This window comes from Microbacter sp. GSS18 (genome assembly GCA_029319145.1).
In the GTDB taxonomy this organism is placed as follows: Bacteria; Actinomycetota; Actinomycetes; order Actinomycetales; family Microbacteriaceae; genus Microbacterium.
This window is the reverse complement of sequence record CP119753.1, coordinates 1803607-1829823: the sequence shown is the minus strand read 5'-3', so window position 1 is coordinate 1829823 and position 26217 is coordinate 1803607. Positions and strand designations below refer to the sequence as shown.

The following is a 26217-nucleotide window of genomic DNA, read 5'->3' as shown; positions in this document are numbered from 1 at the left end:
TGGACGACCCTCCCAGTTGCAGACGATCGCCCCACCGACCCGCCTCCCGTGCGAACGGGGGTGATGCGTGATGGAGTACGTCATGTTGGGCGTGGGGCTCCTGCTGACCATCGGAACAGGCCTGTTCGTCGCGAGTGAGTTCGCGCTGGTGAACCTGGACCGCGCCGACCTCGAAGCGCGGCAGGCCGCGGGCGAGACGCGACTGTCGCTGACGATCAGCGCCCTGCGCATCACCTCGACGCATCTGTCGAGCGCGCAGCTGGGCATCACGCTCACCACGCTGCTGACCGGCTATGCGATGGAGCCCGCGATCTCGAGTCTGCTCGGGCCCGTCTTCATCGCGTGGGGGATGCCCGAGGGGCTCGTGACGCCGCTGGCGGCGTTCCTCGGAATCGCGATCGCCACGATCCTCTCGATGGTGCTGGGCGAGCTCGTTCCCAAGAACTTCGCGCTGGCGGTGCCGCGCCAGACCGCCAAGCTCGTCATCCCCTTCCAGGTCGCGTTCACGACCGTGTTCCGCCCGGCGATCGTCGCTCTCAACGGCAGCGCCAACGGCGTGCTGCGAGCCATGGGCGTCGAGCCCAAGGAGGAGCTGTCGGGCGCCCGCACCGCCGAGGAGCTGTCGAGTCTGGTGCGTCGCTCGGCGAGTGCCGGCGTGCTCGAGAAGGACACCGCCTCGCTGCTGGACCGCAGCCTGACGTTCTCGCGCCTGACAGCCGCCGACATCATGACGCCGCGCCCCAGCATCCACGCCATCTCGGCCGACGACACCGCGCAGGACGTCGTCCAGCTCGCGCGCCGGACCGGCCACAGCCGATTCCCCGTGTACGACGAGTCGATGGACGACATCACCGGCATCGTGCATCTCAAGGCCGCCGTCAGCGTGCCGCGCGACCGCCGCGACGACGTGCCCGCCGGTGCGCTGGCCACCGAGCCGCTGCGCTTCCCCGAGGCGGTCCACCTGGACGCGCTCATGGCCGAGCTGCGCTCACGCGGATACCAGATGGCGATCGTCGTCGACGAGTACGGCGGCACCGCCGGCGTCGTGACGCTCGAGGACCTGGTCGAGGAGATCGTCGGCGAGGTGCTCGACGAGCACGACCGTCGCCAGGCCGGCATCGTCCGCGCCCGCAACGGCGTCATCGTCCCCGGCGAGCTGCGTCCGGACGAGGTGCTCGACCGCACCGGCATCCGCATCCCCGAGAGCGAGGTCTACGACACGGTGGGCGGCTTCGTCATGAGCGTGCTCGAGCGCATTCCCGTCGTCGGCGACGTCGTCGAGATCGAGGACGGCACCCTCGAGGTCGTGCGGATGGAGGCGCGCCGGGTCGACCGCGTGCGCTTCGTCCCGGCGACGGTCCCGGCGGAGGCGGATGCCGACGCCCGCAGTGACGCCGAGGGGGGTGCGCGATGAGCGATTGGGCGGGCCTGGCCTGGCTGTTCGTGCTGCTGCTCGCGAACGCCTTCTTCGTGGGCGCCGAGTTCGCGGTGATCTCGGCGCGCCGATCGCAGATCGAGCCGCTGGCCGAGCGTGGATCGCGGGCGGCCAAGACCGCGCTGTACGCGATGGAGCACGCGACGCTCATGCTCGCGACCTCGCAGCTGGGCATCACGATCTGCTCGCTGCTGATCCTGAACGTCTCGGAGCCGGCGATCCACCACCTGCTCGCCGAGCCGCTGGGGCTGACCGGCATCCCCGAGGGCGTGGTGGACACCGTCGCGTTCATCATCGCGCTGCTCGTGGTGTCCTACCTCCACGTCGTGTTCGGCGAGATGGTGCCGAAGAACCTCGCGTTCTCGCTCCCCGACCGGGCCGTGCTGATGCTCGCGACGCCGCTGGTGTGGGTCTCCAAGGTCTTCCACCCGGTCATCGTCTCGCTCAACTGGATCGCGAACCACGTCGTGCGGCTGTTCCGCGTGGAGCCCAAGGACGAGGCGGCGTCGACGTTCACGCTGGACGAGGTCGCGACCATCGTGAACCAGTCGCGCATCGAGGGCGTGCTCGACGACTCGTCGGGCACGGTCGCGGCCGTGATGGAGTTCACCGACAAGAAGGCCGCCGATGTCGCGGTGCCGCTGGCCGATCTGGTGACGCTCCCCGAGAGCACGACGCCCGAGGCCATCGAGCGCGCGGTGGCCAAGCGCGGGTTCTCCCGCTACGTGATCGTCGACGACGCCGGTGCGCCCGTCGGCTATGTGCACCTGAAGGATGTGCTGCGCGGGGCCGAAGGACCGGATGCCGCCACGGACGTCGTGCGGCCGATCCCTGCCAAGCGCATCCATCACATGGTCCCCGTGCAGGAGACGACCGACCTCGAGGACGCGCTGGCGCTCATGCGCAACACCGGCCGTCACCTCGCGCAGGTGCGCGATCAGACCGGGGCCGTGACGTCGGTGCTGTTCCTCGAGGACATCCTGGAGGAGCTCGTGGGCGAGGTGCAGGACGCGACGCGACGCGGTCTGCGCTGAGCGCGGCTGCGCCGGATCGCCGCGCGGGACCCGTCAGGCGCTGAGGCGTCGGCGGGCCCGCGCGTACTGCGGGGGCCAATAGTCGATGTCCGCGCCGAGCTCCGACGCGGCGCGCAGGGCGTAGTGCGGGTCGCGCAGCCACTCGCGTCCGGCCATGACGGCGTCAGCCGAGCCCTCCGCGAGCACGCGCTCGGCGTGCTCGGCGTCGTCGATCATGCCGACGGCGCTGACGGGCAGCCCCGTGGCCCGGCGCACCAGTGCGGCGAGGTGCACCTGGTAGCCGGGTCCCACCGGGATCCGCTGGTGCGCGACCAGGCCGCCGCTCGAGATGTCGAAGAAGTCCGCACCGCGCTCCGCGGCCCATGTCGCGACGGTGGCGACGTCGTCCGCGTCGAGGCCGCCGTCGGCCCAGTCGGTCGCCGAGAAGCGCACGAAGACGGGGAGGTCGCCGGCCGCCGCCCGGACGGCCTCGACGACGCGCAACAGCAGCAGGGCCCGGCCGGCGAGCGTGCCGCCGTAGGCGTCGTCGCGTCGGTTGGACAGCGGCGAGAGGAACTCGTGGATGAGGTAGCCGTGGGCGGCGTGGATCTCGATCACCTCGAAGCCGGCCGCGACCGCCCGCCGCGTCGCGGCGCCGAAGGCGGCGACGACCTCGTCGATGCCCGCGGCGTCGAGCGCACGGGGTTGGTCGAGACCGTCGAAGGCGACGGCCGAGGGCGCCACGGTGGCCCACCCGCCGTCGGCGGGCGTGATCGTCCCCCGGTGCTGCGAGAACGGCGACCAGGTCGAGGCCTTGCGTCCGGCGTGGGCGAGCTGGATGCCGGTGCGTGCGCCGCGAGCACGGACGGCGTCGACGATCGGGCGCCACGCGTCGGCCTGTGCGTCGCTCCACAGCCCGGTGTCCTCGGGGCTGATGCGCCCCTCGGGGAGGACGGCCGTCGCTTCGGCGATCACGAGGCCCGCACCGCCGGACGCGAGTGATGCCAGATGCGTCAGATGCCACTGGCCGGGCATGCCCTCTGCGGCGCTGTACTGGCACATCGGCGCCACCCACAGGCGGTTGCGCATCGTGGTGCCGCGGACGGTGAGGGGCTCGAACAGGTGGGTCATGCGCGTGATCGCTCCGAGGGATAGTGTGGCGCCATGTCGACGACGTGGACGGCGGCGGACACCGCGCGGGTCCTTCGTGTGCCAACGGCGACGGACGACAAGTATTCCCGCGGCGTGCTCGGCGTGCGCACCGGATCGGAGCGGTACCCCGGCGCCGCGGTGCTCGGTGTCGAGGCGGCTCACCGCACGGGCATCGGCATGGTGCGCTATCTGGGCGACGAGCGGCCGACCGCTCTCGTCCTGGCCGCGCGGCCCGAGACGGTCACGAGCGCCGGTCGCGTGCAGGCGTGGCTGATCGGGTCCGGGACCGACCCCTCTGACCGGTCGCCCGGGGACGAGGAGGCGCTGCGCGACATCCTCGCCGAGGGCGTGCCGGTCGTCGCCGACGCCGGGGCGCTGGATCTGGCCGCCCACGGGCAGGCGCCGGTCATCGTCACGCCGCACCAGCGCGAGCATGCGGCGCTGCGCCGCATGCTCGGACTCGAGCCCGTCGACGACGGCTCCGGGGCCGATGACCGGGAAGACGCGGCGCGCCGTCACGCCGCGGCCGAGACGGCCCGGGCGCTCGACGGCATCGTCGTGCTGAAGGGGGCGCGCACGGTGGTCGCCACGCCCGACGGCTGGACGACCGTGATCGCGGCGGCGACGCCGTGGCTGGCGACGGCGGGCACCGGCGACGTCCTCGCCGGCGCCATCGGCGCGGTCGTCGCGACGACCGCCGAGCACGCCGTCGCCCCCGCGCTCGCCGCGGCCGCGGCGGTGTGGCTGCACGGCCGCGCAGCGACGCTCGCGGCCGCGGCCCTCGGTGGGCACGGCGGCCCTCTCACGGCGCTCGACGTCGCGGCACGCCTTCCCCACGCGGTCGGTGAGGCGCTGGAGGCGCGGGGCTGAGCGTGCGGGAGCGCCCGCGGGTGTTCCGTAGCATGGAGGGGTGTCGAGGCGGGCGGCGTTGTGGATCGGGTTCGCCCTCGTCCATGTCGCGATCGTCTCGATCGAGCTTCTGACGGGACGTTCGGCCGCGTGGGACGTCGATCAGCTGTATCGCTGGTGGGCCGACGGCGTCGCGGCGGGGGTCCGGGTGCCCGGCCTCACCGAGGCATGGGTGTATCCGGCTTTCGCGCTCGCTCCGATCATGCTCGCGCGCGGCCTCGCGGTCGTCATGGACTTCACGCTCGCGTGGGCGGTCCTCGTCACGGCCGCGGACGCCCTCGCCTTCGCGCTCCTGATCGGGAACGGAGCATCGCGGGGCCGGCGGACGGCGGGCTGGTTCTGGCTGCTCGCGATGGCGGCGCTCGGCGCGGTCGGAGTGTTCCGTCTCGACGCCCTGACCGTGCCGCTCGCGATCGCGGGCGGACTGTGGCTCATCGGCCGGCCGTGGCTCGGATCGGCGCTGCTGGCCACGGCGACGTGGCTGAAGGTGTGGCCCGCGGCGATGCTCGCCGCAGCCTTCCTCGCCGTGCGCCGCCGCTGGGCGGTCGTCGGCGGTGCCGCCGCGGTGTCGGCGGTGATCGTGCTGGCGGTGATCACCGCGGGCGGTGCGCCGTACCTGCTGAGCTTCGTGGGTGACCAGACCTCGCGGGGCCTGCAGATCGAGGCTCCCGTGAGCACGTTCTACCTGTGGCTCGCGGTCCTCGGCGACCCCGGTGCGTGGATCTACTACGACGCCGACATGATCACCTTCCAGATCACGGGCCCGAACGTCGACCCGGTCATCGCGGCGATGACGCCGCTCATGGCCATGGCGATGCTCGCCGTCGCCGCCGTCGGCGCCACCGCCGCGTGGCGCGGCGCCCGCTTCGCGGCGCTCTTCCCTTCGCTGGCGCTGGCGCTGGTGCTGGCCTTCATCGTCTTCAACAAGGTCGGGTCGCCCCAGTACATGACGTGGCTCATCCCGCCGCTGGTGGTCGGCCTCGTGCTCGACCGCCACCACTGGCGCCGCCCCGCGCTCGCGACCCTCGCCGCCCTCGCGCTCACGCAGCTGATCTTCCCGTGGTTCTACGACGCGCTGCTGGCGGTGTCGCCGATCATGGTCGTCGTGATCACCGTGCGCAATGCGCTGCTGGTGGGCCTGTTCGCCTGGACCGTCGTCCGCCTCGCGCGCGTCGCCGTGGCCGGCGCCGTCCGCCGCGACCGCGTGCCCTGACCCCACCCGCGACCTGCGATCCTCGACCTACGACCCACCCAAGCCTCCAGGAGGAACCCATGCTCGTCGCCTTCTCCGTCGCCCCCAGCGGAACCGGCCGTGCCGACGGCTCGGTCCACGATGCCGTCGCCGCGGCCGTCCGCATCGTCCGCGACAGCGGACTGCCGAACCGCACGACGTCGATGTTCACCGAGATCGAGGGCGAGTGGGACGAGGTGTTCGACGTCGTCCGCCGCGCGACCGAGGCCGTGCTGCCGTTCGGCTCGCGGGTCTCGCTCGTGCTCAAGGCCGACATCCGGCCCGGGTACACCGGCGAGCTCGACGCCAAGATCGACCGCCTCGAAGCCGCCGTCGACGAGGAGTGACGCCGCTGCGGATGCCGGCCGCCCACGGGTCGGCATCCGCGGTTCGTCATCCGCGGTTCGGGGCATGCGGCCGGGGACGGCACGAAGTGCCGCAGCCGGCGTCAGGACTCGAGCAGGCGGCGGATGTGGGCGCCGACGGCGGGCGTCTCGATGAGGAACCCGTCGTGTCCGAAGTCGCTGGTGAGCACGACCGCGCGGTCTCCGTCGAGCGATGTCCGGATGCCTCGCGCGATGCGGTGCTGGCCGTCGATGGGGAACAGCCGGTCGCTGTCGATGCCGAGGACGAGGGCGGTCGCCGTCACGCGTGCGAGAGCATCCTCGATACCGCCGCGGTCGCGTCCCACGTCGTGCGAGTTCATCGCCTCGACGAGCGTGACATAGCTGTTGGCGTCGAACCGGCGCGTGAACTTGTTGCCGTGGAAGTCCAGGTACGACTCCACCGCGAACCGTCCGCCGTGGCCGAGGGGGCTGCGGCCCGACTGCCACGAGCGCTGGAAGCGCTGGTTCAGCTCGGTGGGGGAGCGGTAGTTCAGCAGCGCCATGCGGCGCGCGAGGGCGAGTCCGCGGTTCGGACCGTCGCCGTCGCCGGAGTCGTAGTACTCGCCGCCGGCGAAGCGCGGGTCGATGCGGATCGCCTCGAGCTGCACCGAGTTCAGCGCGATCTGGTCGGCGGTGTTGGTGGGCGGCGACGACAGGACCCCCACGCGCGCGACGCGATCGGGCAGGCCCACGGCCCACTCGAGTGCGTGCATGCCGCCCATCGATCCTCCGAGCACCCCCGCCCACGTGTCGATGCCGAGGGCGTCGGCGAGCCGCACCTGCGCGGCGACCTGGTCGCGGATGGTCAGGTAGGGGAAGCGCGAAGCCCACTCGTAGCCGTCGGGGGCGATGCTCGCCGGCCCCGTCGAGCCCTGGCATCCGCCCAGCATGTTCGGCGCCACGACGAACCACCGGTCGGTGTCGATGGGGCCGCCGGGCCCGACGATGTCGTCCCACCAGCCCGACGTCGCGTGCCCGGGTCCGGCCGGTCCCCGCACGTGGCTGTCGCCGGTGAGCGCGTGGAGGACGAGCACGGCGTTGTCGCGGGCGGCGTTGAGCTCACCCCACGTCTCGTAGGCGAGGCGGTACGCGGGCAGCTCGCGGCCGCCCTCGGTGCGGAACGCCCCGAACGCCGCGAACCGGCGGTCGCCGACGGGATCGCCGTCGCGCCACGCGCCCGTGGCGGGCGGCCGGCCCAGCAGCAGGCGCGCGTCGGCCTCCGTCACCGGTGCCGACGGCACGGTGTCTTCGGAGGTCTGCCAGTCCATGTGTGGGCCTTTCTCGCGAGCTTCCAGAGTATGCGGTGGGATGGATCGCCCGCTGACTGTTACCGCGTGAAGCCGAGGTCGGCAGCCGCTGTCCGGCCGCGCCGGTCCCGGACGCGAAGACGCGGATGCCCCGACCGTGCGGCCGGGGCATCCGTCGTCTCAGGCGCTTCGCGTCAGGCGCGCGCGGCCTCGGCGACCTTGCGGGCTGCCGCGAGCGCCTGCTCGAGGTCGGCCTTGAGGTCGTCGATGTTCTCGATGCCGACCGACAGGCGCACCAGGCCCGGCGTGACGCCGGTGGTGAGCTGCTGCTCGGGGGTCAGCTGCGAGTGCGTCGTCGACGCGGGGTGGATGACGAGCGAGCGCACGTCGCCGATGTTGGCGAGGTGGCTGAAGAGGGTCAGCGAGTTGACGAACTCGCGGCCCGCCTCGACACCGCCCTTGAGCTCGAACGACAGCACGGCGCCGACGCCCTTGGGGGCGTACGTGTTGGCCGCCGCGTACCAGGGCGACGTGGGGAGGCCGGAGTAGTTGACCGACGCGACGTCATCCTGGTTCTCGAGCCACTCGGCGATCTCCTGCGCGTTCTGCACGTGCCGCTCGATGCGCAGCGACAGCGTCTCGATGCCCTGGATCAGCAGCCACGCGCTGTTGGGCGAGATGGCCGAGCCGAGGTCGCGCAGCAGCTGCACGCGGGCCTTGATGATGTAGGCGAGGGCGTCGCCGACCGCGGTCGTGTACGACGCGCCGTGGTACGAGGGGTCGGGCTCGGTGAGGCCGGGGAACTTGTCGACGTTCTTCGACCACTCGAACTTGCCGCCGTCGACGATGACGCCGCCGATGGTGGTGCCGTGGCCGCCGAGGAACTTCGTGGCCGAGTGGATGACGATGTCGGCGCCGTGCTCGAACGGCTTGATGAGGTACGGCGTCGCGATCGTGTTGTCGACGATCAGCGGCACGCGCGCCTCATGGGCGACGTCGGCGACGGAGCGGATGTCGAGCACGTTGATCTTCGGGTTGCCGATCGTCTCGGCGAAGAAGAGCTTGGTGTTCGGGCGGACGGCGGCGCGCCACTCCTCGGGGTCGTCCTGGTTCTCGACGAACGTCGTCTCGATGCCGAGCTTGGCGAGGGTGTACTTGAACAGGTTGTACGTTCCGCCGTAGATCGAGCTCGACGAGACGATGTGGTCGCCGGCCTCGGCGATGTTCAGCACCGCGAACGTCTCGGCCGCCTGGCCGCTGGAGACCAGGAGGGCGCCGGTGCCCCCCTCGAGCGCGGCGACGCGCTGCTCCACGACGTCCTGCGTCGGGTTCTGGATGCGGGTGTAGATGTTGCCGAACTCCGCCAGCGCGAACAGGTTCGCGGCGTGGTCGGTGTTGTCGAACACGTAGGACGTGGTCTGGTAGATGGGCGTGGCGCGAGCCTTCGTCACCGGGTCGGGCTGCGCGCCCGAGTGGATCTGCTTGGTCTCGAAACGCCAGTTCTCGAGTGCGGACATGGCTGCTCCTGCGGGTCTGGATGCCGGGGCAGACGCCGCCGACCGGATCCGACTGTACGGATGCCGCGGATGGCGCTCAACGATCCGGAAACGTTGCGTAACGTGCGGGCCTGCCGTGACGGCGCGACAGGCCCGCTTTGGTGTGCTTCCGGGTGGTGTTGAGTCGTGACGGCTCGACAGCACCGCCAGCAGGTGCTGCCGGGTGCTGTTGCGCCGTGACGGACCGGTAGTTTGGGGGCATGGTGAGCAGACGTGCAGTGGTGACCGGAGCAAGCTCGGGAATCGGCGAGGCGGCGGCCCGCGCCCTGCGGGCCGGCGGCTGGCATGTCGTCGCCGTCGCGCGCCGCGCCGAGCGCCTGGCCGAGCTCGAAGCCGACACCGGAGCTGTGGCGTTCGCCGCCGACCTCACCGTCGAAGCCGATGTCGACGCCCTCGCGGCGTGGCTGGCCGACTCCGGTCCCGTGCACGCGCTCGTCCACGTCGCCGGCGGCGCCCGCGGCACCGATCGCGTCGAGGACGGCGATCCGACGGACTGGCAGTGGATGTTCGACGTCAACGTGCTCTCGAGCCAGCGTCTCGTCGCGGCGCTGCTGCCCCAGCTGCGCCAGGCCGCGGCCTCCGACGGGCATGCCGACACGCTGTTCGTGACGTCGACCGCGGCGCGCACGCCCTACCAGGGCGGCGCCGGCTACAACGCGGCCAAGGCGGCGGAATCGATGATCCCGCAGGTGCTGCGGCTCGAGCTGAACGGCGAGCCGATCCGCGTGACCGAGATCGCCCCGGGCATGGTCCACACCGAGGAGTTCACCCTCAACCGCCTGGGCGGGGATGCGGATGCCGCGGCCCGCGTGTACGACGGCGTCGAGGCGCCGCTCGTCGCGGGCGACGTCGCCGACGTGATCGCATACGCGCTGAATGCGCCGGGCCACGTCAACCTCGACCTGGTGACGATGCGCCCCGTCGCGCAGTCGGCCCAGCACCTGCTGGCCCGCGGCCCGCTGCGCGTGCGCGAAGACCCGCGCTGACGCCGGGGCTTCTCGGCGTCGAGACGCCGATCCGCCGCTGCACGACCGGCTCCTACATCACCTGCGATTCGCCGGCGACGGCCTCGGTCTCTTCGGCCATGGTGTCGGCGAACGCGACCTTCGGGACGAGGAACAGCAGCGTCGCGGCGAGGAAGCCGCCGGCGGCGCAGATCGCCCACACCGCCATGTAGCCGCCCAGCGACGCCGCGGTCTCGCTGGCGATGGCGCCGACGCCGGCGGCGAGGACGACGCCGAACACCGCCGACGCGAACGTGCCGCCGATGGTCTTGGTGGTGTTGGTCAGCGCCGACGCGATGCCGGTCTGGCCGCGGGGCGCGGCCGCCGCCGCGGCGGCGGGCATCGCGCCGACGAGCGCACCGGATCCGATGCCGGCGATCGACAGGTTCAGCAGCACCTGCCACAGCTCCTGGTGGAAAGGCAGGAACAGCAGGTAGCCGATGCCGACGAGGGCCGCGGCGCCGATGAGGATCACACGAGGGCTGGCCCGGCGGGAGGTCACGGCGAAGAGGATCGCGCCGACGATGAGCGACACGAGGTAGATGCCGATGATGTTCGATCGCCCCGTGGCATCCAGTCCCAGACCGTAGCCGAGCGACGAGTCGGTGCCCGCGTACGTCGACAGCGGGCCCTGGGCGCCGAGCAGGCTGATGCCGATCAGGAAGGCCGTCGCCTGCACCGGCCACATCTCGGGGCGGCGCAGCACGCGGATGTCGATCGCCGGGTCGTCCTGGCGCAGCTCGAACTTCACGAACCACACGCCCACGCCGATGCCGGCGACGAGGAGCGCGGCGACCCAAACCCACGAGACGGCGGGCAGCGCATGCAGCCCGATCATGCGCATGTAGACGAGCGCGCCGGTGACCAGCAGCAGCGCGCCGGTGAGGATCGCGAACCCGCCGGAGTCCAGGCGCCTGCCCGGAAGCGGCTCGGATTCGGGCACGCCCAGCCAGATGACGAAAGCGATGAGCGTGACGACGATCGCGGGCATGATGAGCGTGATCGCGAGGTCGCCGCCGGTCGCCGCGAAGACGCGGCCGGCAGCCAGCGCGCCGATGATGGCGCCCGCCTCGAGGCCGACGACGAGCAGACCGGCCGCGCGGCGCGTCAGCGAGACGCCGTGGTCGCCGCGGCGCCCGCGCTCGAAGATCAGCGCGATCTCGAGCGGCAGCCACACGACGTAGAAGCCCTGCAGCGCCCACGCCAGCAGGAACGTCCAGAAGGTCCCGGTGAACGCCAGCCACCACGTCGCGCCCGCCGTGACGATCGTCGCGAACAGGAGCACCTTCTTGTGCCCGTACATGTCGCCGAGCTTGGCCATGATCGGCACGACGATCGACGACAGCAGCAGCTGCGCGGCCTCGAACCAGTTGACGTCGCCGTCGCGGATGCCGAGGTGGATGACGATGTCGCTGAAGAGGGGAACGTAGTACCCCTGCAGGATGCCGCTGGTGATCTCGACGAGGATCAGCCAGCTGATCAGGCCGGCGGTGATCCCGAGGGCGGAGCCGCGCAGGCGAGAGGCGGCAGTGGAGGCGCGTGACACCCAGTGACGATAACACCGCGACCGGCTCCCGCCGATGCCGGGCGGAACGCTGGGGTACAGCGGTCCCCTTCGCGCGGCGATCCCCTTTCGCCGGGCGGTCCCCTTCGCGTGCGCTGGGGACAGACGCGCCCGCCGTCAGGTGCGCCCGCTGTGAGGTGCGCCCGCCGTGAGGTGCGCCCGCCGTGAGGTGCGCCCGCTAGAAGGGCGCGGGGTCGCATTCCGGCTCGACGGAGAAGGCGACGCCGCTGCCCGGGTGGTCGGTGTACACCCGCCCCGTCGGGCTCGTCCACACCAGGACGCCGCCGGCTCTCTGCCTCACGCGCCACGGCGAGTGATGCTTGAGCGGCTGACGTCATGCGTCCAGCCTGGCATGACCTTCGGACATTGGTTCGAAGGGGGAACGGCCCCGATCGCCGTAGTGTTGAGGCACGCGAACGAGGAGGCATGCGGTGACGGAAGCGGCGGTGGAGCGCGAGACGCTCACGTGGGACGGATTCGGCGAGGCGTGCCGGGACATCGCCCGGGCGATCGTGGCGGACGGGTTCGTCCCCGAGGTGGTCGTGGCGATCGCACGCGGCGGCCTGCTGCCCGCCGGTGCCATCGCGTACGGCCTCGGCGTGAAGAACTGCGGCGCCATCAACGTCGAGTTCTACACCGGCATCGGCACCGTCCTCGACGCCCCCGAGGTGCTGCCGCCCGAGCTGGACATGACCTACCTCGACGGCAAGCGCGTTCTGCTGGTCGACGACGTCGCCGACAGCGGGCGCACCCTCGCCCTCGCCGTGCAGCTGCTGCGCGATCGGGGCGCGGACGTGCGCTCGGCGACGATCTACACCAAGCCGACCACGATCATCCAGCCCGACTACGCCTTCAAGGACACCGCGCTGTGGATCGATTTCCCCTGGTCGTACCAGGGGTCTGTCGTCGAGGAGGACGCCGACCTCGAGCGGAGCGCGTGACGTGGCGATGACGTTGCCCGAGCTCGCCGACGCGGGTCTGCTGGACTCCGGCTGGGCCGACGCGCTCACGCCGGTGGCCGGCGACATCGCGGCGCTCGGCGAACGGCTGCGCGGCGAGACCGCGGCGGGCCGCCACTACCTGCCCGCGGGCGACCGCGTGCTGCGCGCGTTCGGGCGGCCCCTCGACGACGTCAAGGTGCTCATCGTCGGCCAGGACCCGTACCCGACGCCGGGGCATCCGATCGGCCTGTCGTTCGCGGTCGACGCGCACGTGCGTCCGCTGCCGCGGAGCCTGGCGAACATCTACCGCGAGCTCGAGACCGACCTCGGGATCCCGGCCGCCCAGCACGGCGACCTTTCGGCGTGGAGCGACCAGGGGGTCATGCTGCTCAACCGCGTGCTGACCGTCGCCCCGGGCGCCCCCGCCTCGCACCGCGGCTGGGGCTGGGAGAAGGTCACCGAGCACGCGATCCGATCGCTCGTCGCCCGCGACCGGCCGCTCGTGGCGATCCTGTGGGGGCGGGATGCCGCCAATCTGCGGCCGCTGCTGGGCGACACCCCGATCATCGAGTCGCCGCATCCGTCACCGCTGTCGGCCAGCCGCGGGTTCTTCGGATCGCGGCCCTTCTCTCGCGCCAACGAACTGCTCGAGCGCCAGGGCGCCGCGCCCGTGGACTGGCGCATCCCCGACGCCGCACCCGCGACCGCTCAGTAGGCTGGGCGGATGCTGGAGGAGGAGTACAACAAGGACCGGCGCCGGCTGCCGCGCCATCTGCGGCGCGCGCCCGAGCCCGAGCGTCCCTTCTCGTACACGATCCGCACCGTGGAGGACGGCGACGTCCCCGAGATCCGCGAGATCTACAACTACTACGTCACCAACTCGGTCGTGACCTTCGACGAGAAGAAGTGGACGATCGCGCAGTGGCGCGACAAGATCGCGCACATCCGCAAGCTCGACCTGCCGTTCCTGGTGGCCGAGTCGCCGACCGGCCAGGTGCTCGGCTACGCGTACGTGTCGCCGTGGTCGGGGAAGTCCAGCTACCGGTACACCGTCGAGAACTCCGTCTACCTCGGTCACGCCGCGGCCGGCAAGGGCCTCGGCCGTGCCCTCATGGAGGCGCTCATCGACGCGTGCGAGGAGCAGGGCATCCGCGAGATGGTCGCCGTGATCAGCGACAAAGGGGCCGACGCCTCGATCGCCCTGCACAAGAAGCTCGGCTTCACCGAGGTCGGCCGCATGGGCAAGGTCGGGTTCAAGTTCGGCCGCTGGCTCGGAACCGTCTACCTGCAGAAGTCCCTCGAGCCCCGCAAGAGGCAGAAGCGCCGGCTGTTCAGCCGCTGACGCGCTCGCCGCTCACGCTTCGGCGCTCGGGTCGATCGTCGGGATCGCCGCGAGCAGGCGGCGCGTGTAGGCGACCTGCGGCTGGAGCAGCACCTTCTCGGTGGGCCCCTCCTCCACGATCCGGCCGTCCTTCATGACGACGACCTCGTCGCACAGGCTCTGCACGACGCCGATGTCGTGCGAGACCATGACGACCGCCATGGATTCGCTGCGGCGCAGCCGGACGAGCAGCTCCAGGATCTGCGCCCGCACGGTCACGTCGAGGGCCGACAGCGGCTCGTCGCCGACCAGCAGGCGCGGGCGGTGCACGATGGCGCGGGCGATGGCGATCCGCTGGCGCTGACCGCCCGAGAACTCGTGGGGGAAGCGCGCGGCCATGTCGGGATCGAGCCCGACGGCGGTGAGCACCTCGTGGACGCGAGCGGGGCGGTCGCCGTCGATCCCCAGGGCCCACAGCGGCTCGGCGATGATGCGCCCGACGCTCATGCGGGGATCGAGCGAGGAGTACGGGTCCTGGAAGACGATGCCGGTGGAGCGGCGCAGCCAGTGCAGCTTCCGCGCGGAGGCGCGCGCGTCCACGCGGCGGCCGTCGAATTCGACGGTGCCCGACGTGGGGGCGTCCAGCGCCAGCAGCAGACGCACGAGAGTGGACTTGCCCGAGCCGGACTCGCCGATGATCCCGAGGCTGCTGCCCTCGCGCACGTCGATGTCGGCGTCGTCGAGCGCCGTCGTGTAGGTGGTGCGCTCGAAGGGCACGCGCTTGGGGACGGGGAACCGGCGGGTCAGCCCGCGGCCGCTCAGGAGTGCGTCGGTCATTCCGCTCCTCCCGGTCGCCACAGGGTCGCGCACGCGTCGCGCAGCAGTCCCTGCGTGACGGCGGATGCGGGCTCGCGCAGCAGCGTCGACGTCGGCGCCTGCTCGACGACGCGGCCGTTCTCGAGAACGACGCCGTGCGTCGCGATCTGCGACAGCACCGCGAGGTCGTGCGTGATGAATACGAGCCCCATGCCTGTGTCCTCGGCAAGCGACAGCAGCAGCGAGAGGATCTCGGCCTGGATCGTCACGTCGAGCGCCGTGGTCGGCTCGTCGGCGATGAGCAGCCGCGGATCGCAGGCCAGCGCCATCGCGATCGCGACGCGCTGGCGCTGCCCGCCCGAGAGCTGGTGCGGGTACCGGTGCACGATGCCCTCGGGGTCGGGCAGGGCGACCCGCCGCGCCTCCTCGACCGCGCGGGCGGCGGCCCCGCGCCGCGACAGCCCGCGATGGATGCGGATCGACTCCGAGATCTGCCGGCCGACGGTCCGGATGGGGTTCAGTGCCGTGCGCGGCTCCTGGAAGACGATGCCGATCTCGTCGCCGCGCAGGCGGGCGAGCTCTCGGTCGGGCAGGCCGATCAGCTCGCGGTCGTCCCACCGGATCGAGCCGGCGGCCTCGGCGCCGTCGGGCAGCAGCCCCAGGATCGCCAGGGCCGTGAGCGACTTGCCCGAGCCGGACTCGCCGATCAGGCCGACGCGCGCGCCGTCGGGGACCGCGAACGACACCCCGTCGACGACGCGCCGCTCGCCGATCGTCACGACGAGGTCCTCCACGACCAGGCTCATGCCGTCACCTCCGGCACGTGCAGGCGCGCGGCGGGGTCGCGCCGGCTCAGCGTCGGGTCGGTCGCCTCGCGCAGCCCGTCGCCGAGCAGGTTCAGGCCCAGCACCGTCACGGTGATCGCGAGCCCCGGGGGCAGGACGGCGAGCGGGTAGACGGTGAGGTACTGCTGCAGCTGGGCCAGCAGCAGGCCCCACGACGGCTCGGTCACCGGCGCGCCGAACCCGAGATAGGACAGCCCGGCCTCGGCCAGCACGGCGATGGCCATGCCCCACGACAGCTGCACGATGAACACCGGCGCCACGTTGGGCAGAAGGTGCCGCAGCAGGTTCTGCGCCGGAGTGAGGCCGGCGGCGCGGCCGGCGAGCACGAAGTCGCTGTGCAGAACGCGGCGGAGCTCCGGCCGCGTGACGCGGGCGATGTTGACGCCGAAGCCGATCCCGACCGACCACACCACCACCCACAGCGAGCCGCCCCACACGGCCGAGATCATCATCGCGATGATCAGGACGGGGAAGGCGATGAGGATGTCGACGAGCACGGCCACCGATTCGCGCAGCCATCGCGCGGTCAGGGCGCCGAGCGCGGCCAGCGCGATCCCGAGCGCGGTCGCGACGGCGCCCGCGCCGGCGGCGACGACGACCGTGGTGCGCGAGCCGGCCATGATCAGGCTCAGGATGTCGCGGCCCGAGCTGTCGGTCCCGAGCACGTGCGGCCAGCCGGGCGGCATCCAGCGGTCGGAGATCTCGACCTGTTGCGGGTCGAACGGCGTCCACACCAGCGAGACCGCGGCGGTCGCACCGATCGCGAGCACGACGATGAGTCCGAAGCGCCCCGTCGGCACGCCCCACAGCCGAGCCAGCCACGCCCAGCGCCCGGTCATGCCGCCTCCCGCTGCCTCGGGTCGATCAGCCGATGGGCGAGGTCCACGACGAAGCCCACGATCAGGACGAAGCCGGTGAGCACGAGGAGCTCGCCCTGCACCTTCGGCAGGTCGCGCGCGCCGACGTCGGCCACCAGCATCCGTCCGATGCCGGGAAGGGAGAACAGCTGCTCGATGACGACGGCGCCGACGATGATGCCGGCCACCTGGAGCCCCAGGACGGTGATCACCGACAGCCCGACGTTCGGAAGACCGTGGCGGATGAGCGCCGTGGTGCGGGTCAGTCCCTTGGCTGCCGCGGCGCGGACGTAGTCCTGGCCCATGGCCTGCAGCGTCGCGGAGCGCACGAACCGCATCAGCATCGCGCCCTCGACGACGCCGATCGTGAGCGCCGGCAGGATCAGGGCGCGCAGGGCCGCCCCGGGGTCGGCCCACCCGTCGCGCGGGAAGCCCTGCGCCGGCAGCCAGCCGAGCCAGACGGCGAAGACGACGACGAGCATCATGCCCGCCCACACCACGGGTACCGCGGCGACGGTCTGCGCCGTGACGCTCATCGCGGTGCCGTCGGCGCGGCCGCGCCGCAGCGCCGACAGCACGCCGAGCGGAACGCTGAACGCGATCGCGATCAGCAGCGACAGGATCCCCAGCGGGAAGGTCACCTCGGCCTTCTGGGCGATCTCGTCGGCGACCGATGAGCCGGTGAGCAGGCTCGTCCCGAGGTCGCCGCGCAGGACGCCCCCGATCCACTCGAGGTACTGCTCCGGAAGCGACCGGTTCAGCCCCATGCTCTCGCGGATCGCCGCGACCTGGTCGGGCGAGCTGTTCACGCCCGCGACGAGCAGGGCCACGTCGCCGGGCAGCACGCGCAGCGTGAGGAAGATCAGCGCGCTGGCGACGACGAGACCCAGCACCAGCAGGGTCAGCCGTGTCAGCGCGTATCTGATCACCCGTCGCTCTTGGTCAGCTCAGCCAGATTCAGGCGCTCGTTGACGTTCACCGACGGCATGCCCGCGACGTCGAAGCCGACCGCGACGACGGATGCGCCGTTGAACAGCCAGTCCGCGGCGGCGTCCTCCGAGACGATGCGCGCGGCGCGCTCGAGCAGCGTCGAAGCCTGGCTCTCGCTGGTCGAGGCGACCGCCTGCGCGTACAGATCCTGGACCTCGGCGTTGTCGTAGGTGAAGTAGTAGTCCGGGTTCGCCCAGTTCTCGAAGTCGCGCGCCTCGGTGTGCAGGACGAAGCTCAGGTCGTAGTCGCGATTGGTGTAGACGTCGGTGAGCCACGTGGAGAAGTCGACCGACTCCACGGTCAGCGTGATCCCGACCTCGTTGAGATCGGACACGAGGATCGTCGGAATCGTCGTGGCGTAGAAGTTCGGGATCGTCAGCGTCAGCTCGAGATCCTCGGCCCCGGCCTCGGCGAGGAGTGTGCGGGCGGCATCCGGGTCGTACGGCGCGACCTCGGACAGGTCCTCGTAGCCGGGGTCCAGCGAGGGGATCGGACCGTACAGGGTCTGGCCCGACGCGAGCGCCTCGACGAAGCCCTGATGATCGATGGCCTGACGGATCGCCTGGCGCACGCGCTGGTCGGCGAGGGGGCTGCCCTCGGACTGGTTGAACGCCAATACGCCCTTGTCGGTGGATTCGCCGAGCACGAGCGCGAAGTCGCCGGTGGCCTCGATCTGCTCCTGGAGGTTCGCGTCGAATCCGGTGACGACGTCGACCTCGCCGGCCAGCGCGGCGTTGAGCGCCGCCTGGTTGTCCGGGATGTAGTCGAAGACGACCTCGGCGACCTGCGCGGCGTCACCCCAGTACTCCTCGTTGCGGACGAAGGTGATGCTGTCGCCCTGGCGCCAGCTGTCGAGGACGAACGGACCGGTGCCGTTCTCCGCGGTGTTGTAGTCGACGTCGTCGTCGCGCTTGAGAATGATCCCCGCCCGGCCGGTGAGGTTCCACAGGAGGGTCGAGTCGGGCTCGCTCAGCGTGAGGGTGATGGTCTGCCCGTCGGCGTCGATGGAGTCCACGTTGGCCAGGCGCGCCGCGTCCCGCCAGTCGTCGGAGTCGCGGCGGGTCTCGAGCGACCACACGACGTCGGCCGGAGTCAGCTCGCTGCCGTCGTGGAAGGTCACGCCCTCGCGCAGCGTGAAGGTGTACGTCAGCCCGTCCGGCGAGACCGAGAAGTCGCTGGCCAGCGCCGGCACGATGTCCTGCTCGGGCGTGCGCGAGACGAGCCCCTGGTAGATGTTGTCGACCAGGATCTGGTCGAGGGCCGCTCCCGCGGTCCTGCGGATGTCGAGGTTGCCGGGCTCGAGGACGAGCCGGATCGCCACAGACGCGTCGGGGTCGGGGGCGCCGGTGGCGGTGGGAGCGGGTGCGCTCTCGCCCGAGCAGGCGGTGAGCGCGAGCGCGGTCGCGGCGACCAGAGCGGTCGCGGCGAGGGCTGTGCGGCGGAGCATGGACGTCCTTTCGGGGGCCTCCCGCGCCCGATGCGCGGAGTGCCGGCTTTCGGGGAAGCGGCGTGGCCGGTGCGCAGACCACTCTAGAGAAGCGCGGGCCCTGGTGCAGAACCGGCGGCGGTGCGGCGCGTCAGTCCGGACGCGCGCGTGTGCGCACGAGGGCGCCGAGGGCGACCGGCTGCTCCTCCTGCACGTTGTGACCGGCGGCGAGGGCGACGACGGATGCGGCGGGGACGCGGCGCGAGAACTCGGCCTCGTCGGCATCCGTCACGTAGCCGCGCTCGCCCCGCACGAGGGTGATGGGAGCCCGCACGCCCGCGAGGTCCTCCCAGCCCGTCTCGCCCAGGACGGCCGCGATGGCGCCCTGGCGCGCGGACATGCGCGCGGCGGCGTCGGGGTCGGCGGCGGCAGCGGCCGCGAGGTGGGCGAAGTGGTGCTTCCACTCCACGCGCCCGTCGTCGCGGATGCGGGAGTTGAGGTAGACGCCGCGTTCGGCCGCGCTGCGCGCGCCGCCGAGCCCGAACGCGAGCGCCCGCTCGACGAGCTCGTCGCGCGTGGCCCAGTCGGTGGGTCCGGCGAAGAAGGCGCGCAGCTGGCTCGGACCCGCGCTCGGGTCTACGCCCGGCGTGATGTCGACGATGACGAGGTCGCGCACGAGGTCGGGCCGCGCCGCCGCCACCGCGGCGGCCGTCAGCCCGCCCAGCGACTGGCCGACGAGCACCTGCGGCGTCGAGGTCCAGGCGTCCAGGGCCGCGTGGACGTCGGGCGCGAGCACGCGGGCGACGTAGGCCGCGTCGTCGCGCCACGACGAGTCGCCGTGGCCGGGCAGATCGATCGACAGGGCGGGGAGCCCGAGGGCGAGGATCGTGGTGTCCCACGTGTGGGCGTTCAGCCCCGCACCGTGCAGGAAGGTCACGACGGGCGCGTCGTCGCCGTAGCGCAGTGCGCTGACGGTACGCCCGTCGGGCAGGGTGAGCGACACGCGCTCGCCACGGGGCACCGGGCCCGGGATGCCGGCGTCGGCGGCCTGCGCGGGCAGGAAGGAGAACTCGTCGAAGGGTTCGCTCACGCGCCCATTCTCACCCATGCGCGCGGGGCGAAGCCGGGTTCGACCTCGGCACCCGCCGCAGTGGGTACGCTGACACCCATGAGCGATCAGCCCCGCGTGCATCTGTCCCGGGCCGCGCGACCGGCCTACCAGGCGCTGTCGGAGTTCTCCCGCACGGTCGGGGGCATCGCCGCCGAGTCGGGCGTCGACGACCGTCTCAAGGAGCTGGTGCAGATCCACGCGTCCCAGCTGAACGGATGCTCCTACTGCGTGCGGCAGCATGTCACGCGCGCGGTCGCGCTGGGCGTCGACGCCGACACCATCGCGCAGATCGCGGCGTGGCGCGACTCGGGGGTCTTCACCGAACGCGAGCGGGCCGGACTGGAGCTGGCCGAGGCGTACACGTTCATCCACGTCGACGGCATCCCCGACGGCGTGTACGACCGTGTCGGCGCCGTGCTGACCGAGGCGGAGTACGTCGCGCTCAGCTGGATCATCGTGTCGATCAACGCCTTCAACCGACTCGCGATCGCGGGTCGCTACCTGGTTCCTCCCCAGCAGCCCAAGGCGCCGGAGGAGGGATGACCCTCGCCACGCTCGTCCCCGGCGCCGTGAACTTCCGCGACGTCGGGGGTCTCCCCGCGGCGAGCGGCATCACTCGCGAGGGCGTGCTGTTCCGGTCGGGCAATCTCGCCCGGCTCGAGGACGCCGGTGTGGCCGCACTGGGAGAGCTGGGCATCCGGCGCATCATCGACCTGCGCGCCGAGGACGAGGTGCAGCACGCGCCCAGTCGCGTCGCAGGCCTGCCGCTGGTGACCCAGCGCGTTCCGCTGTTCCTCGGATCCGTCGCGTCGTTCTTCTCCGCGGACGTCAGTCTCGACGAGATGTACCGGCGTCTGATCACCGACTCCGCCGCCGGCGTGGTCGACGTGGTGCGGGGCGTCGTCGCCGAGCAGCCGGTGCTGGTGCACTGCACGGTGGGCAAGGACCGCACGGGGGTGACGATCGCGATGGCCCTGGCGGCGTCCGGCGTCGAGCGCGAAGCGGTGATCGCCGACTATGCGCGCACCGAGGGGCTGCTGCCGGAGTGGCGCAATCGACGCGTCATCGAGCGGCTCCGTGCGCAGCACCCCGAGGCGCGGCATCTCGAGGACCTCGCGACGCGCTCGCCCGCGCCGGTGATGAGGGCGCTGCTGCAGACCGTCGCCGACGAGTACGGGTCGGCGGCCGACTACCTGCGGGCGCACGGCATGGCCGACGACGAGATCGTCGAACTGCGTCGCGTGCTGGTGGCCTGACGCGCGTCAGGCGGCGCGCGCTCGCTGCCGGGGCACGTAGTTGCCGTCTTCGAGTCCGGCCTCGATCTCGAACCGGTTGCGCAGCGGGTTCCGTCCGGCGGCGAAGTACAGCAGCGGCATCAGCAGCCCGAAGCGCCGCCACTGGCGCCGGTGCACCGTCTCGTGGCGCAGCAGCCGCTCGCCGACGGCCCCGTCCCCGGTGAGGAAGCACGAGCCGACGCACACGCCCCCGCGCGGGAAGGCCCACGCGGGCAGCCCGCGGAACACCCACAGCTCGCCCCGGCGCTCGATGCGTCCCGTGCTCCACAGCGTCCCCCAGATCCAGCCCACGGTGCATCCGTAGAGGTAGCCGACATAACTGACGGGGGAGTCCAGCAGCACGGCGGGGATGAAGCGGTCGATGCGACGACCGCGCTCCAGCGCGCGCTCGGCAGCTGCCTCCCAGCCGGCCGGCGGTCGGGCGATCACGCCAGCGCCCCCACGATGCGAAGGATCGCGCCCATGTCTTCGACGGCGGCGGCGGGGGAGGAGGGGGCGAAGCCGGCGATGCTCGACCCGGCGAGCCGGGTCGAGGCGCGCACCGCGCCGATGGCGGCGACGAGGTCGGCCACGGTCACGCCAAAGGGCTCGGCCGACGTGACGCCGGCCATCGCCGACGGGTCGAGCACGTCGAGGTCGACGTGGATGTGCACGGCCGAGGCGCCGGTCGCCGAGACCGCGTCGGCGAGTCGCGCGGGGTCGGCGAGGTCCGACACCGCGAGCATCGTCAATGCCAGCTCGCGGGCGGCGGCGTCCTCTGCGGCGTCGAACGACCGGGCGCCGGCGAGCACCACGCGCTCGGACGGCACCGTGCCGGCCTCGAGCGCGAGACCGGGCGCGCCCTCGCCGATCACGGCGCGCAGCGCCATCCCGGCGAACGCGCCGGACTCGCTGGTGGCGGGGGTGTGCAGATCGGGGTGCGCGTCCAGCCACACCACGGCGAGATCGGGATCGGCGGCCGCCGACCGCGCGACCGCGGAAACGGCGACTCCGCAGTCGCCGCCGACCACCATGGCCGGGCCACCCCCGGCCTGAACGGAGCTCGCGACGAGGTCGCGGATGCGATGGAGCGAGCTGTAGCGCTGCACGCCGGTGTCGACCGCCTCACCGGCCTCGAGGGGAACCTCGACACGCGTGCAGGACACGCGCGGCAGATCGCCCGCGATCGCCTCCGCTCCATCGATCAGCTGCATCGCGCGAGACGACGGCGAGCCCTGCCATTGGGGAACGACGATGAACCGGGTCATTCCTTCATCTTCCACCCTCGGACGCCGCGCGGCCCGCAGACCGGGCTGATCGCCTCGGGCTGCGGGCCGCGCGTGAGAGGGTCGCGGTCAGGAGCCGATCGCCCCGGCGCTGCCGCCGGCCTTGAGGGCGGCCAGGCGCGCCTCGACCTCGGTGAGTTCGCCCATGTCCTCGAGCTGGTTGAACTGCTGGTCCAGCGACGACGCGGCGAGCTCCTGCTTGCCCTGCGCGAGCGCCTCCTGGCGCCGCACCTTGTCCTCGAAGCGGCCGATCTCGCTCGTGGGATCGAGCACGTCGATCGACTTGACCGCGTCGGCGACCTTGTTCTGCGCCTCGGCGGTCTTCGAGCGCGCCAGCAGCTCGGCCCGCTTGGACTTCAGCTGGTCGAGCTTGACCTTCATGCCGTTGAGGCCGTCCTTGAGCTTGTCGACGACCTCGTTCTGCTGAGCGATGGTCGGCGCGATCGCCTTCGCCTCGTTCTCTTCACTGATCTGGCGCTGCAGCGCGATCTTCGCGAGGTTGTCGAACTTGTCGGCGTCGGCGGTGTTGCCGGCTGTGCGCAGCTCATCGGCCTTGCGGCTCGCCGCCAGCGCCTTGTTGCCCCACTCGGCGGCCGCCTGGACGTCCTCCTGGTGGTCGCGCTCGAGCAGGCGCAGGTTGCCGATCGTCTCGGCGATCGCCGCCTCCGCGTCGGCGATCGAGTTGGTGTAGTCGCGGACCAGCTGGTCCAGCATCTTCTGCGGGTCCTCGGCCGAATCGATCAAGGCGTTGACGTTCGCCTTGATCAGGGTGGAGATGCGGCCGAAGATGGACTGCTTCGCCATCGGTTTTCCTTTCCTTGAAGAACGGTCTTTCACGAGTCGAGTACGAAGATCGGATGCGGCGTGCCGCGGGTCAGAAGCGTCCTCCGCCGCGGCGGGCACGCGTGCCCCCGCCGCCGAAGGACCCGGAGCTCATGCGCGGGCGGCTGCGGCCGGCGCTCGACGCGCCCGGGAAGCCGCCGAAACCGCCGCGCGACGCCGACGAGCGTCCACCGCCCATCGCCGCGTTGATCACGATGCCGCCGAGGACCGCGCCCAGCATCCCGCCACCGGGCATTCCGGGCTGGGTGCCCGCGCCCATGCCACCGAAGCCCGACACGTCGCTCTGCGCCGACTGGATCGCCTGCGCGGCGAGCTGGTCGGCGCGCTGGGCCTGGGCGAGCGCCTGCGCCGGATCGCTGCTCTGCAGCTGCCGGGCGCGCACGAGCGACGCGCCCGCCTCGGCGAGCCGCGTGCGCGCCGGCGCCCCCACGGCGCCGCGGCGGGCCGTGATGTAGTCCTCGGCCGTCGACACGCGCGCCTGCGCCTGCGTCATGGTCTGCGCGAGCATCTGCTGGGCGCGCCGGGCGCGGGCCTGTTCGTCGCGGGCGCGGGCGATGACGGCGTCGATCTGGTCGTCGGCCGCCTCCAGACCCGCGATCGCGGCGAGCGGGTCCTTCGCACCGGCGAGCTCGGCGCGCGCGGCCTCGAGCTGCTGGCTGGCCGCGGTCACGGCGGCGGCCACGCGCCCGTCGGCATCGGGGAGGGCTCCGGCGGCGGCGACGTCCTGCTCGATGTCGGCGATGAGGGCGGCGGCGTTCTTCTCGGCCGCGCTCAGATCGTCGCCGAGCCTGCCGATCGCGTCGGCGAGCATCGTCGCCTGGCCGATGGCCTCCTCGGCGGCGCGGATGCTCACCGCCGCCTCGCCGCCGTCGCCGCGGGCGATCGCCTGCTGCGCCGCGGCGAGCTGCTCGTCGGCGAACTCCAGACGCGTCTCGGCCTGGGCCGGATTGTCGGCGATGGTCGCGAGCGCCTCGGGCGCATAGGAGGCGCGCAGCGCCGCCAGCCGGTCGGCCGCGGGGCGCGTGGCGGTCGTGGCGGCGATGCGCTCGGCCTGCAGGCGTGCGAGCGCTTCGGGGGCGTCCTGCTCGAGCTTGCGCAGCTCGTCGAACTCGGCGGCGCGCTCGTCCAGGCGCGTGCCCGCCTGGTCGCACAGCTCGATGATGCGCGCGTTCCACGCGCGGACCTGATCTTCGGTGTCGGGCTCGGCGTCGTCGAGCTTCTGCTGCAGCGAGAACGCCTCGGTCAGCTCGGCCCGGGCGGCTGCCAGTGCCTCGACGAACGGTCCGGTGGCCGCCTCGCCGAACTGCGCGGCGGCGAACCCCAGCTCCTGCTCGCTGGTCTTGATGGCGTCGTCGGTCTCGATGAGGGCGGATGCCGCCTGTGCGCGCAGCTCGGCGGTGCTGAGCCGATCGAGCGGGTCTCCGCCGTCGGCGGCGACCACCGACCGCTTCCTGCGTCGGGAGCGGATGACCAGCCACACGACCACGGCGATCGCCGCGGCCACGACCACGATGAGAATCACGGTGCCGAAGCCACCGCCCGAGGCGCCTCCGCCGAGCGCGCCCCGCATCGTGTCCGCCGCCGTGACCACCGCGCCGGCGTAGTCGCCGTCGCGCAGCTGCGGCAGGATGTCGGCCTCGACCTGAGCGATCTGCTCCTGTGACAGCGGCCCGGAGCTGTCGGCGGAGAGATAGTACTGGCGCGACTCCGTCGCGACAGCGAGCAGGTACTGGCTGGGGCCGAGCCCGTTCTGCGCCGCGACGGCGTTCGCCCAGGACTCGCTGTCGTCGGGGTTCGTGAAGGTGTCGACGAACGCCACGTAGAGGTCGGCTCCGGTGTCGGCGTACAGCTGCTCGAGACTCGACTGCACATTCCCGGCATCCCCCGGGGCGATGGCTCCGACATCGTCGAGCACGTATTCCGACCCCAGCTGCACCGGATCGGTCGCGGCGGCCGATGCCGCTCCGGCGAGCATGAGCGCCGTCATCCCGGCCGACAAGAGGGCCGTGGCCCAGCGCCGTCGCATCGGTTCCCCCTCCTCGGGACGCACCGCCCCTCCGCGAGTCTATTCAGGCGCGGGCGCGAGGCGGTAGATGCGGCGGGTCTGCACCGCGCCGCACACGGGAACCGGTACTGTTTCGCCCTCGGAGGAGGCACATGGACGATCGCTACGGAACCGACGTGCTCGCGACGGGCTGGCGCGACCGCATGGCCAAGGAGGTGCCGCGCGTCGCGGCCGCTCCCGACCTCGTCGTCGAGGTGGCCGACGACGGCTACTGCGGCGCCGTCGTCGGGCTCCAGTCCGGCCTGGTCGAACTCGAGGACCGCACCGGTCGCCGCCGGCTCTTCCCGCTGGGACCGGGGTTCCTCATCGACGGGCGGGACGTCGTGCTGACCGCCCCCGAGCGGCGCCCGGCCTCCGCGGGGCCGGCACGGACCGCATCCGGATCCTTCGCCGCCGCCGATGCTCGGGCGCGCGTCGCACGTGCGAGCCGGATCTTCGTCGAGGGCCGCCACGACGCCGAACTGGTCGAGAAGGTGTGGGGTGACGACCTGCGCGCCGAGGGTGTGGTCGTGGAGTATCTGCAGGGCATCGATCTGCTCGAGGCCGCGCTGGACGACGAGCCTCCGACGGCGCAGCGCCGGTACGGCGTGCTCGTGGACCATCTGGTCCCCGGATCCAAGGAGTCCCGCATCGCCGCCGGGATCCAGCGCGGCCGGCACGGCGCGCACGTGCTCATCGTCGGGCACCCGTGGGTGGACGTATGGCAGTGCGTCACGCCGCGCGCGATGGGCATACCGCGATGGCCGGACGTGCCGCGGGGCATCGAGTACAAGGTCGGCGTGTGCCGGGCGCTCGGCTGGCCCGCGCGCGATCAGGCCGACCTGGCCCGCGCGTGGCAGCGGATCCTCGGCCGGGTGCGCAGCTTCCGCGACCTCGAGCCGGCGTTCCTCGGTCGGGTCGAGGAGCTCATCGACTTCGTGACGGTCGACTGACAGAGCGTCGTCG

26 protein-coding genes are annotated in these 26217 nt (G+C 72.2%); 12 read left to right on the top strand and 14 right to left on the bottom strand.

The genetic code is table 11. The annotated features are described in order from the left end of the window. Window positions 1-70 precede the first annotated feature (70 nt). Both P0L94_08645 and P0L94_08640 read left to right on the top strand, forming a co-directional pair. Window positions 71-1414: a hemolysin family protein gene (locus P0L94_08645; GenBank protein ID WES66131.1), complete on the top strand. Its 1344-nt coding sequence runs from the start codon at window positions 71-73 to the stop codon at window positions 1412-1414. Continuing rightward, entirely contained in the window at window positions 1411-2469 is a 1059-nt protein-coding gene (locus tag P0L94_08640; GenBank protein WES66130.1) for a hemolysin family protein, read from the top strand. The genes P0L94_08645 and P0L94_08640 overlap by 4 nt, the downstream gene beginning before the upstream one ends. A 33-nt stretch (window positions 2470-2502) precedes the next feature. Here the strand turns inward: P0L94_08640 and P0L94_08635 are convergent, their stop codons facing one another. Beyond that, window positions 2503-3579: an NADH:flavin oxidoreductase/NADH oxidase gene (locus tag P0L94_08635; protein ID WES66129.1), complete on the bottom strand. Its 1077-nt coding sequence runs from the start codon at window positions 3577-3579 to the stop codon at window positions 2503-2505. Between the two features lie 33 nt (window positions 3580-3612). Between P0L94_08635 and P0L94_08630 the strand changes: the two genes are divergently transcribed. Genes P0L94_08630 through P0L94_08620 form a run of 3 tightly spaced genes read left to right on the top strand, consistent with a single transcriptional unit; the run spans window position 3613 to window position 6087 of the window. After that, on the top strand, window positions 3613-4470 hold the full coding sequence (locus P0L94_08630; protein WES66128.1) for an NAD(P)H-hydrate dehydratase: 858 nt from the start codon (window positions 3613-3615) through the stop codon (window positions 4468-4470). A 40-nt stretch (window positions 4471-4510) separates the two neighbouring features. Then, window positions 4511-5722: a hypothetical protein gene (locus P0L94_08625; protein WES66127.1), complete on the top strand. Its 1212-nt coding sequence runs from the start codon at window positions 4511-4513 to the stop codon at window positions 5720-5722. 59 nt (window positions 5723-5781) lie between these two features. After that, the gene (locus P0L94_08620) at window positions 5782-6087 is read left to right on the top strand and encodes a thiamine-binding protein (protein ID WES66126.1); all 306 of its coding nucleotides are present in this window, start codon (window positions 5782-5784) and stop codon (window positions 6085-6087) included. Window positions 6088-6188: 101 nt separating this feature from the next. Here the strand turns inward: P0L94_08620 and P0L94_08615 are convergent, their stop codons facing one another. Then, the gene (locus tag P0L94_08615; protein WES66125.1) at window positions 6189-7394 is read right to left on the bottom strand and encodes a homoserine O-acetyltransferase; all 1206 of its coding nucleotides are present in this window, start codon (window positions 7392-7394) and stop codon (window positions 6189-6191) included. Between the two features lie 173 nt (window positions 7395-7567). After that, complete coding sequence (locus P0L94_08610) at window positions 7568-8890, bottom strand: bifunctional o-acetylhomoserine/o-acetylserine sulfhydrylase (GenBank protein WES66124.1); 1323 nt, start codon at window positions 8888-8890, stop codon at window positions 7568-7570. 260 nt (window positions 8891-9150) lie between these two features. On the opposite strand from P0L94_08610, the gene P0L94_08605 reads away from it, so the two are divergent. Continuing rightward, window positions 9151-9915, top strand: a complete 765-nt coding sequence (locus tag P0L94_08605; protein WES66123.1) for an SDR family oxidoreductase — start codon at window positions 9151-9153, stop codon at window positions 9913-9915. 52 nt (window positions 9916-9967) lie between these two features. Here P0L94_08605 and P0L94_08600 read toward each other — a convergent pair whose 3' ends face one another. Continuing rightward, entirely contained in the window at window positions 9968-11479 is a 1512-nt protein-coding gene (locus P0L94_08600) for an MFS transporter (protein WES66122.1), read from the bottom strand. A 449-nt stretch (window positions 11480-11928) separates the two neighbouring features. On the opposite strand from P0L94_08600, the gene P0L94_08595 reads away from it, so the two are divergent. From P0L94_08595 to P0L94_08585, 3 genes are read left to right on the top strand one after another with little or no spacing between them, the layout of a single operon-like run. Next, window positions 11929-12438: a phosphoribosyltransferase gene (locus P0L94_08595; protein WES66121.1), complete on the top strand. Its 510-nt coding sequence runs from the start codon at window positions 11929-11931 to the stop codon at window positions 12436-12438. 7 nt (window positions 12439-12445) lie between these two features. Beyond that, on the top strand, window positions 12446-13153 hold the full coding sequence (locus tag P0L94_08590; GenBank protein ID WES66306.1) for a uracil-DNA glycosylase: 708 nt from the start codon (window positions 12446-12448) through the stop codon (window positions 13151-13153). A gap of 9 nt (window positions 13154-13162) precedes the next feature. After that, entirely contained in the window at window positions 13163-13780 is a 618-nt protein-coding gene (locus P0L94_08585; GenBank protein ID WES66120.1) for a GNAT family N-acetyltransferase, read from the top strand. Between the two features lie 12 nt (window positions 13781-13792). Here P0L94_08585 and P0L94_08580 read toward each other — a convergent pair whose 3' ends face one another. From P0L94_08580 to P0L94_08555, 6 genes are all read right to left on the bottom strand, one after another. Beyond that, a complete protein-coding gene (locus tag P0L94_08580) occupies window positions 13793-14596 on the bottom strand; it encodes an ATP-binding cassette domain-containing protein (GenBank protein WES66119.1) in 804 nt (267 codons plus the stop codon). Continuing rightward, window positions 14593-15381, bottom strand: coding sequence for an ABC transporter ATP-binding protein (locus P0L94_08575; protein WES66118.1), 789 nt, complete (start codon window positions 15379-15381; stop codon window positions 14593-14595). Before P0L94_08575 ends, P0L94_08580 begins: the two co-directional genes overlap by 4 nt. Beyond that, on the bottom strand, window positions 15378-16259 hold the full coding sequence (locus P0L94_08570; protein WES66117.1) for an ABC transporter permease: 882 nt from the start codon (window positions 16257-16259) through the stop codon (window positions 15378-15380). Before P0L94_08570 ends, P0L94_08575 begins: the two co-directional genes overlap by 4 nt. Next, window positions 16256-17206 (bottom strand): ABC transporter permease, encoded by a 951-nt coding sequence (locus P0L94_08565; GenBank protein ID WES66116.1) that lies wholly within the window; start codon window positions 17204-17206, stop codon window positions 16256-16258. Before P0L94_08565 ends, P0L94_08570 begins: the two co-directional genes overlap by 4 nt. Beyond that, window positions 17203-18714, bottom strand: a complete 1512-nt coding sequence (locus P0L94_08560; GenBank protein WES66115.1) for an ABC transporter substrate-binding protein — start codon at window positions 18712-18714, stop codon at window positions 17203-17205. The genes P0L94_08565 and P0L94_08560 overlap by 4 nt, the downstream gene beginning before the upstream one ends. 130 nt (window positions 18715-18844) lie before the next feature. Next, window positions 18845-19783 carry an alpha/beta hydrolase gene (locus P0L94_08555; protein WES66114.1) on the bottom strand — a complete coding sequence of 313 codons (939 nt, stop codon included), beginning with the start codon at window positions 19781-19783 and terminating at the stop codon, window positions 18845-18847. Between the two features lie 78 nt (window positions 19784-19861). On the opposite strand from P0L94_08555, the gene P0L94_08550 reads away from it, so the two are divergent. After that, window positions 19862-20347, top strand: a complete 486-nt coding sequence (locus P0L94_08550; GenBank protein ID WES66113.1) for a carboxymuconolactone decarboxylase family protein — start codon at window positions 19862-19864, stop codon at window positions 20345-20347. After that, window positions 20344-21060 carry a tyrosine-protein phosphatase gene (locus P0L94_08545; protein ID WES66112.1) on the top strand — a complete coding sequence of 239 codons (717 nt, stop codon included), beginning with the start codon at window positions 20344-20346 and terminating at the stop codon, window positions 21058-21060. Before P0L94_08550 ends, P0L94_08545 begins: the two co-directional genes overlap by 4 nt. Window positions 21061-21066: 6 nt before the next feature. On the opposite strand, the gene P0L94_08540 is transcribed toward P0L94_08545, so the two are convergent. The 4 genes from P0L94_08540 to P0L94_08525 all read right to left on the bottom strand — a co-directional run bounded on the left by P0L94_08540 (window position 21067) and on the right by P0L94_08525 (window position 25233). Next, the gene (locus P0L94_08540; protein ID WES66111.1) at window positions 21067-21528 is read right to left on the bottom strand and encodes a hypothetical protein; all 462 of its coding nucleotides are present in this window, start codon (window positions 21526-21528) and stop codon (window positions 21067-21069) included. Continuing rightward, the gene (locus P0L94_08535) at window positions 21525-22346 is read right to left on the bottom strand and encodes an arginase family protein (protein WES66110.1); all 822 of its coding nucleotides are present in this window, start codon (window positions 22344-22346) and stop codon (window positions 21525-21527) included. Before P0L94_08535 ends, P0L94_08540 begins: the two co-directional genes overlap by 4 nt. A gap of 87 nt (window positions 22347-22433) precedes the next feature. Then, complete coding sequence (locus tag P0L94_08530) at window positions 22434-23168, bottom strand: PspA/IM30 family protein (GenBank protein ID WES66109.1); 735 nt, start codon at window positions 23166-23168, stop codon at window positions 22434-22436. A gap of 70 nt (window positions 23169-23238) precedes the next feature. Then, window positions 23239-25233, bottom strand: coding sequence for a TPM domain-containing protein (locus tag P0L94_08525; GenBank protein ID WES66108.1), 1995 nt, complete (start codon window positions 25231-25233; stop codon window positions 23239-23241). 131 nt (window positions 25234-25364) lie between these two features. On the opposite strand from P0L94_08525, the gene P0L94_08520 reads away from it, so the two are divergent. Continuing rightward, window positions 25365-26204 carry a DUF3097 family protein gene (locus P0L94_08520; protein ID WES66107.1) on the top strand — a complete coding sequence of 280 codons (840 nt, stop codon included), beginning with the start codon at window positions 25365-25367 and terminating at the stop codon, window positions 26202-26204. Window positions 26205-26217 lie beyond the last annotated feature (13 nt).

Bases quoted from the DNA above. Each gene is read 5' to 3' on its own strand.
- P0L94_08645 (WES66131.1), top strand. From the start codon at position 71: ATGGAGTACGTCATGTTGGGCGTGGGGCTCCTGCTGACCATCGGAACA.
- P0L94_08640 (WES66130.1), top strand. From the start codon at position 1,411: ATGAGCGATTGGGCGGGCCTGGCCTGGCTGTTCGTGCTGCTGCTCGCG.
- P0L94_08635 (WES66129.1), bottom strand. From the start codon at position 3,579: ATGACCCACCTGTTCGAGCCCCTCACCGTCCGCGGCACCACGATGCGC.
- P0L94_08630 (WES66128.1), top strand. From the start codon at position 3,613: ATGTCGACGACGTGGACGGCGGCGGACACCGCGCGGGTCCTTCGTGTG.
- P0L94_08620 (WES66126.1), top strand. From the start codon at position 5,782: ATGCTCGTCGCCTTCTCCGTCGCCCCCAGCGGAACCGGCCGTGCCGAC.
- P0L94_08615 (WES66125.1), bottom strand. From the start codon at position 7,394: ATGGACTGGCAGACCTCCGAAGACACCGTGCCGTCGGCACCGGTGACG.
- P0L94_08610 (WES66124.1), bottom strand. From the start codon at position 8,890: ATGTCCGCACTCGAGAACTGGCGTTTCGAGACCAAGCAGATCCACTCG.
- P0L94_08590 (WES66306.1), top strand. From the start codon at position 12,446: ATGACGTTGCCCGAGCTCGCCGACGCGGGTCTGCTGGACTCCGGCTGG.
- P0L94_08585 (WES66120.1), top strand. From the start codon at position 13,163: ATGCTGGAGGAGGAGTACAACAAGGACCGGCGCCGGCTGCCGCGCCAT.
- P0L94_08580 (WES66119.1), bottom strand. From the start codon at position 14,596: ATGACCGACGCACTCCTGAGCGGCCGCGGGCTGACCCGCCGGTTCCCC.
- P0L94_08575 (WES66118.1), bottom strand. From the start codon at position 15,381: ATGAGCCTGGTCGTGGAGGACCTCGTCGTGACGATCGGCGAGCGGCGC.
- P0L94_08570 (WES66117.1), bottom strand. From the start codon at position 16,259: ATGACCGGGCGCTGGGCGTGGCTGGCTCGGCTGTGGGGCGTGCCGACG.
- P0L94_08560 (WES66115.1), bottom strand. From the start codon at position 18,714: ATGCTCCGCCGCACAGCCCTCGCCGCGACCGCTCTGGTCGCCGCGACC.
- P0L94_08550 (WES66113.1), top strand. From the start codon at position 19,862: ATGAGCGATCAGCCCCGCGTGCATCTGTCCCGGGCCGCGCGACCGGCC.
- P0L94_08545 (WES66112.1), top strand. From the start codon at position 20,344: ATGACCCTCGCCACGCTCGTCCCCGGCGCCGTGAACTTCCGCGACGTC.
- P0L94_08535 (WES66110.1), bottom strand. From the start codon at position 22,346: ATGACCCGGTTCATCGTCGTTCCCCAATGGCAGGGCTCGCCGTCGTCT.
- P0L94_08530 (WES66109.1), bottom strand. From the start codon at position 23,168: ATGGCGAAGCAGTCCATCTTCGGCCGCATCTCCACCCTGATCAAGGCG.
- P0L94_08525 (WES66108.1), bottom strand. From the start codon at position 25,233: ATGCGACGGCGCTGGGCCACGGCCCTCTTGTCGGCCGGGATGACGGCG.
- P0L94_08520 (WES66107.1), top strand. From the start codon at position 25,365: ATGGACGATCGCTACGGAACCGACGTGCTCGCGACGGGCTGGCGCGAC.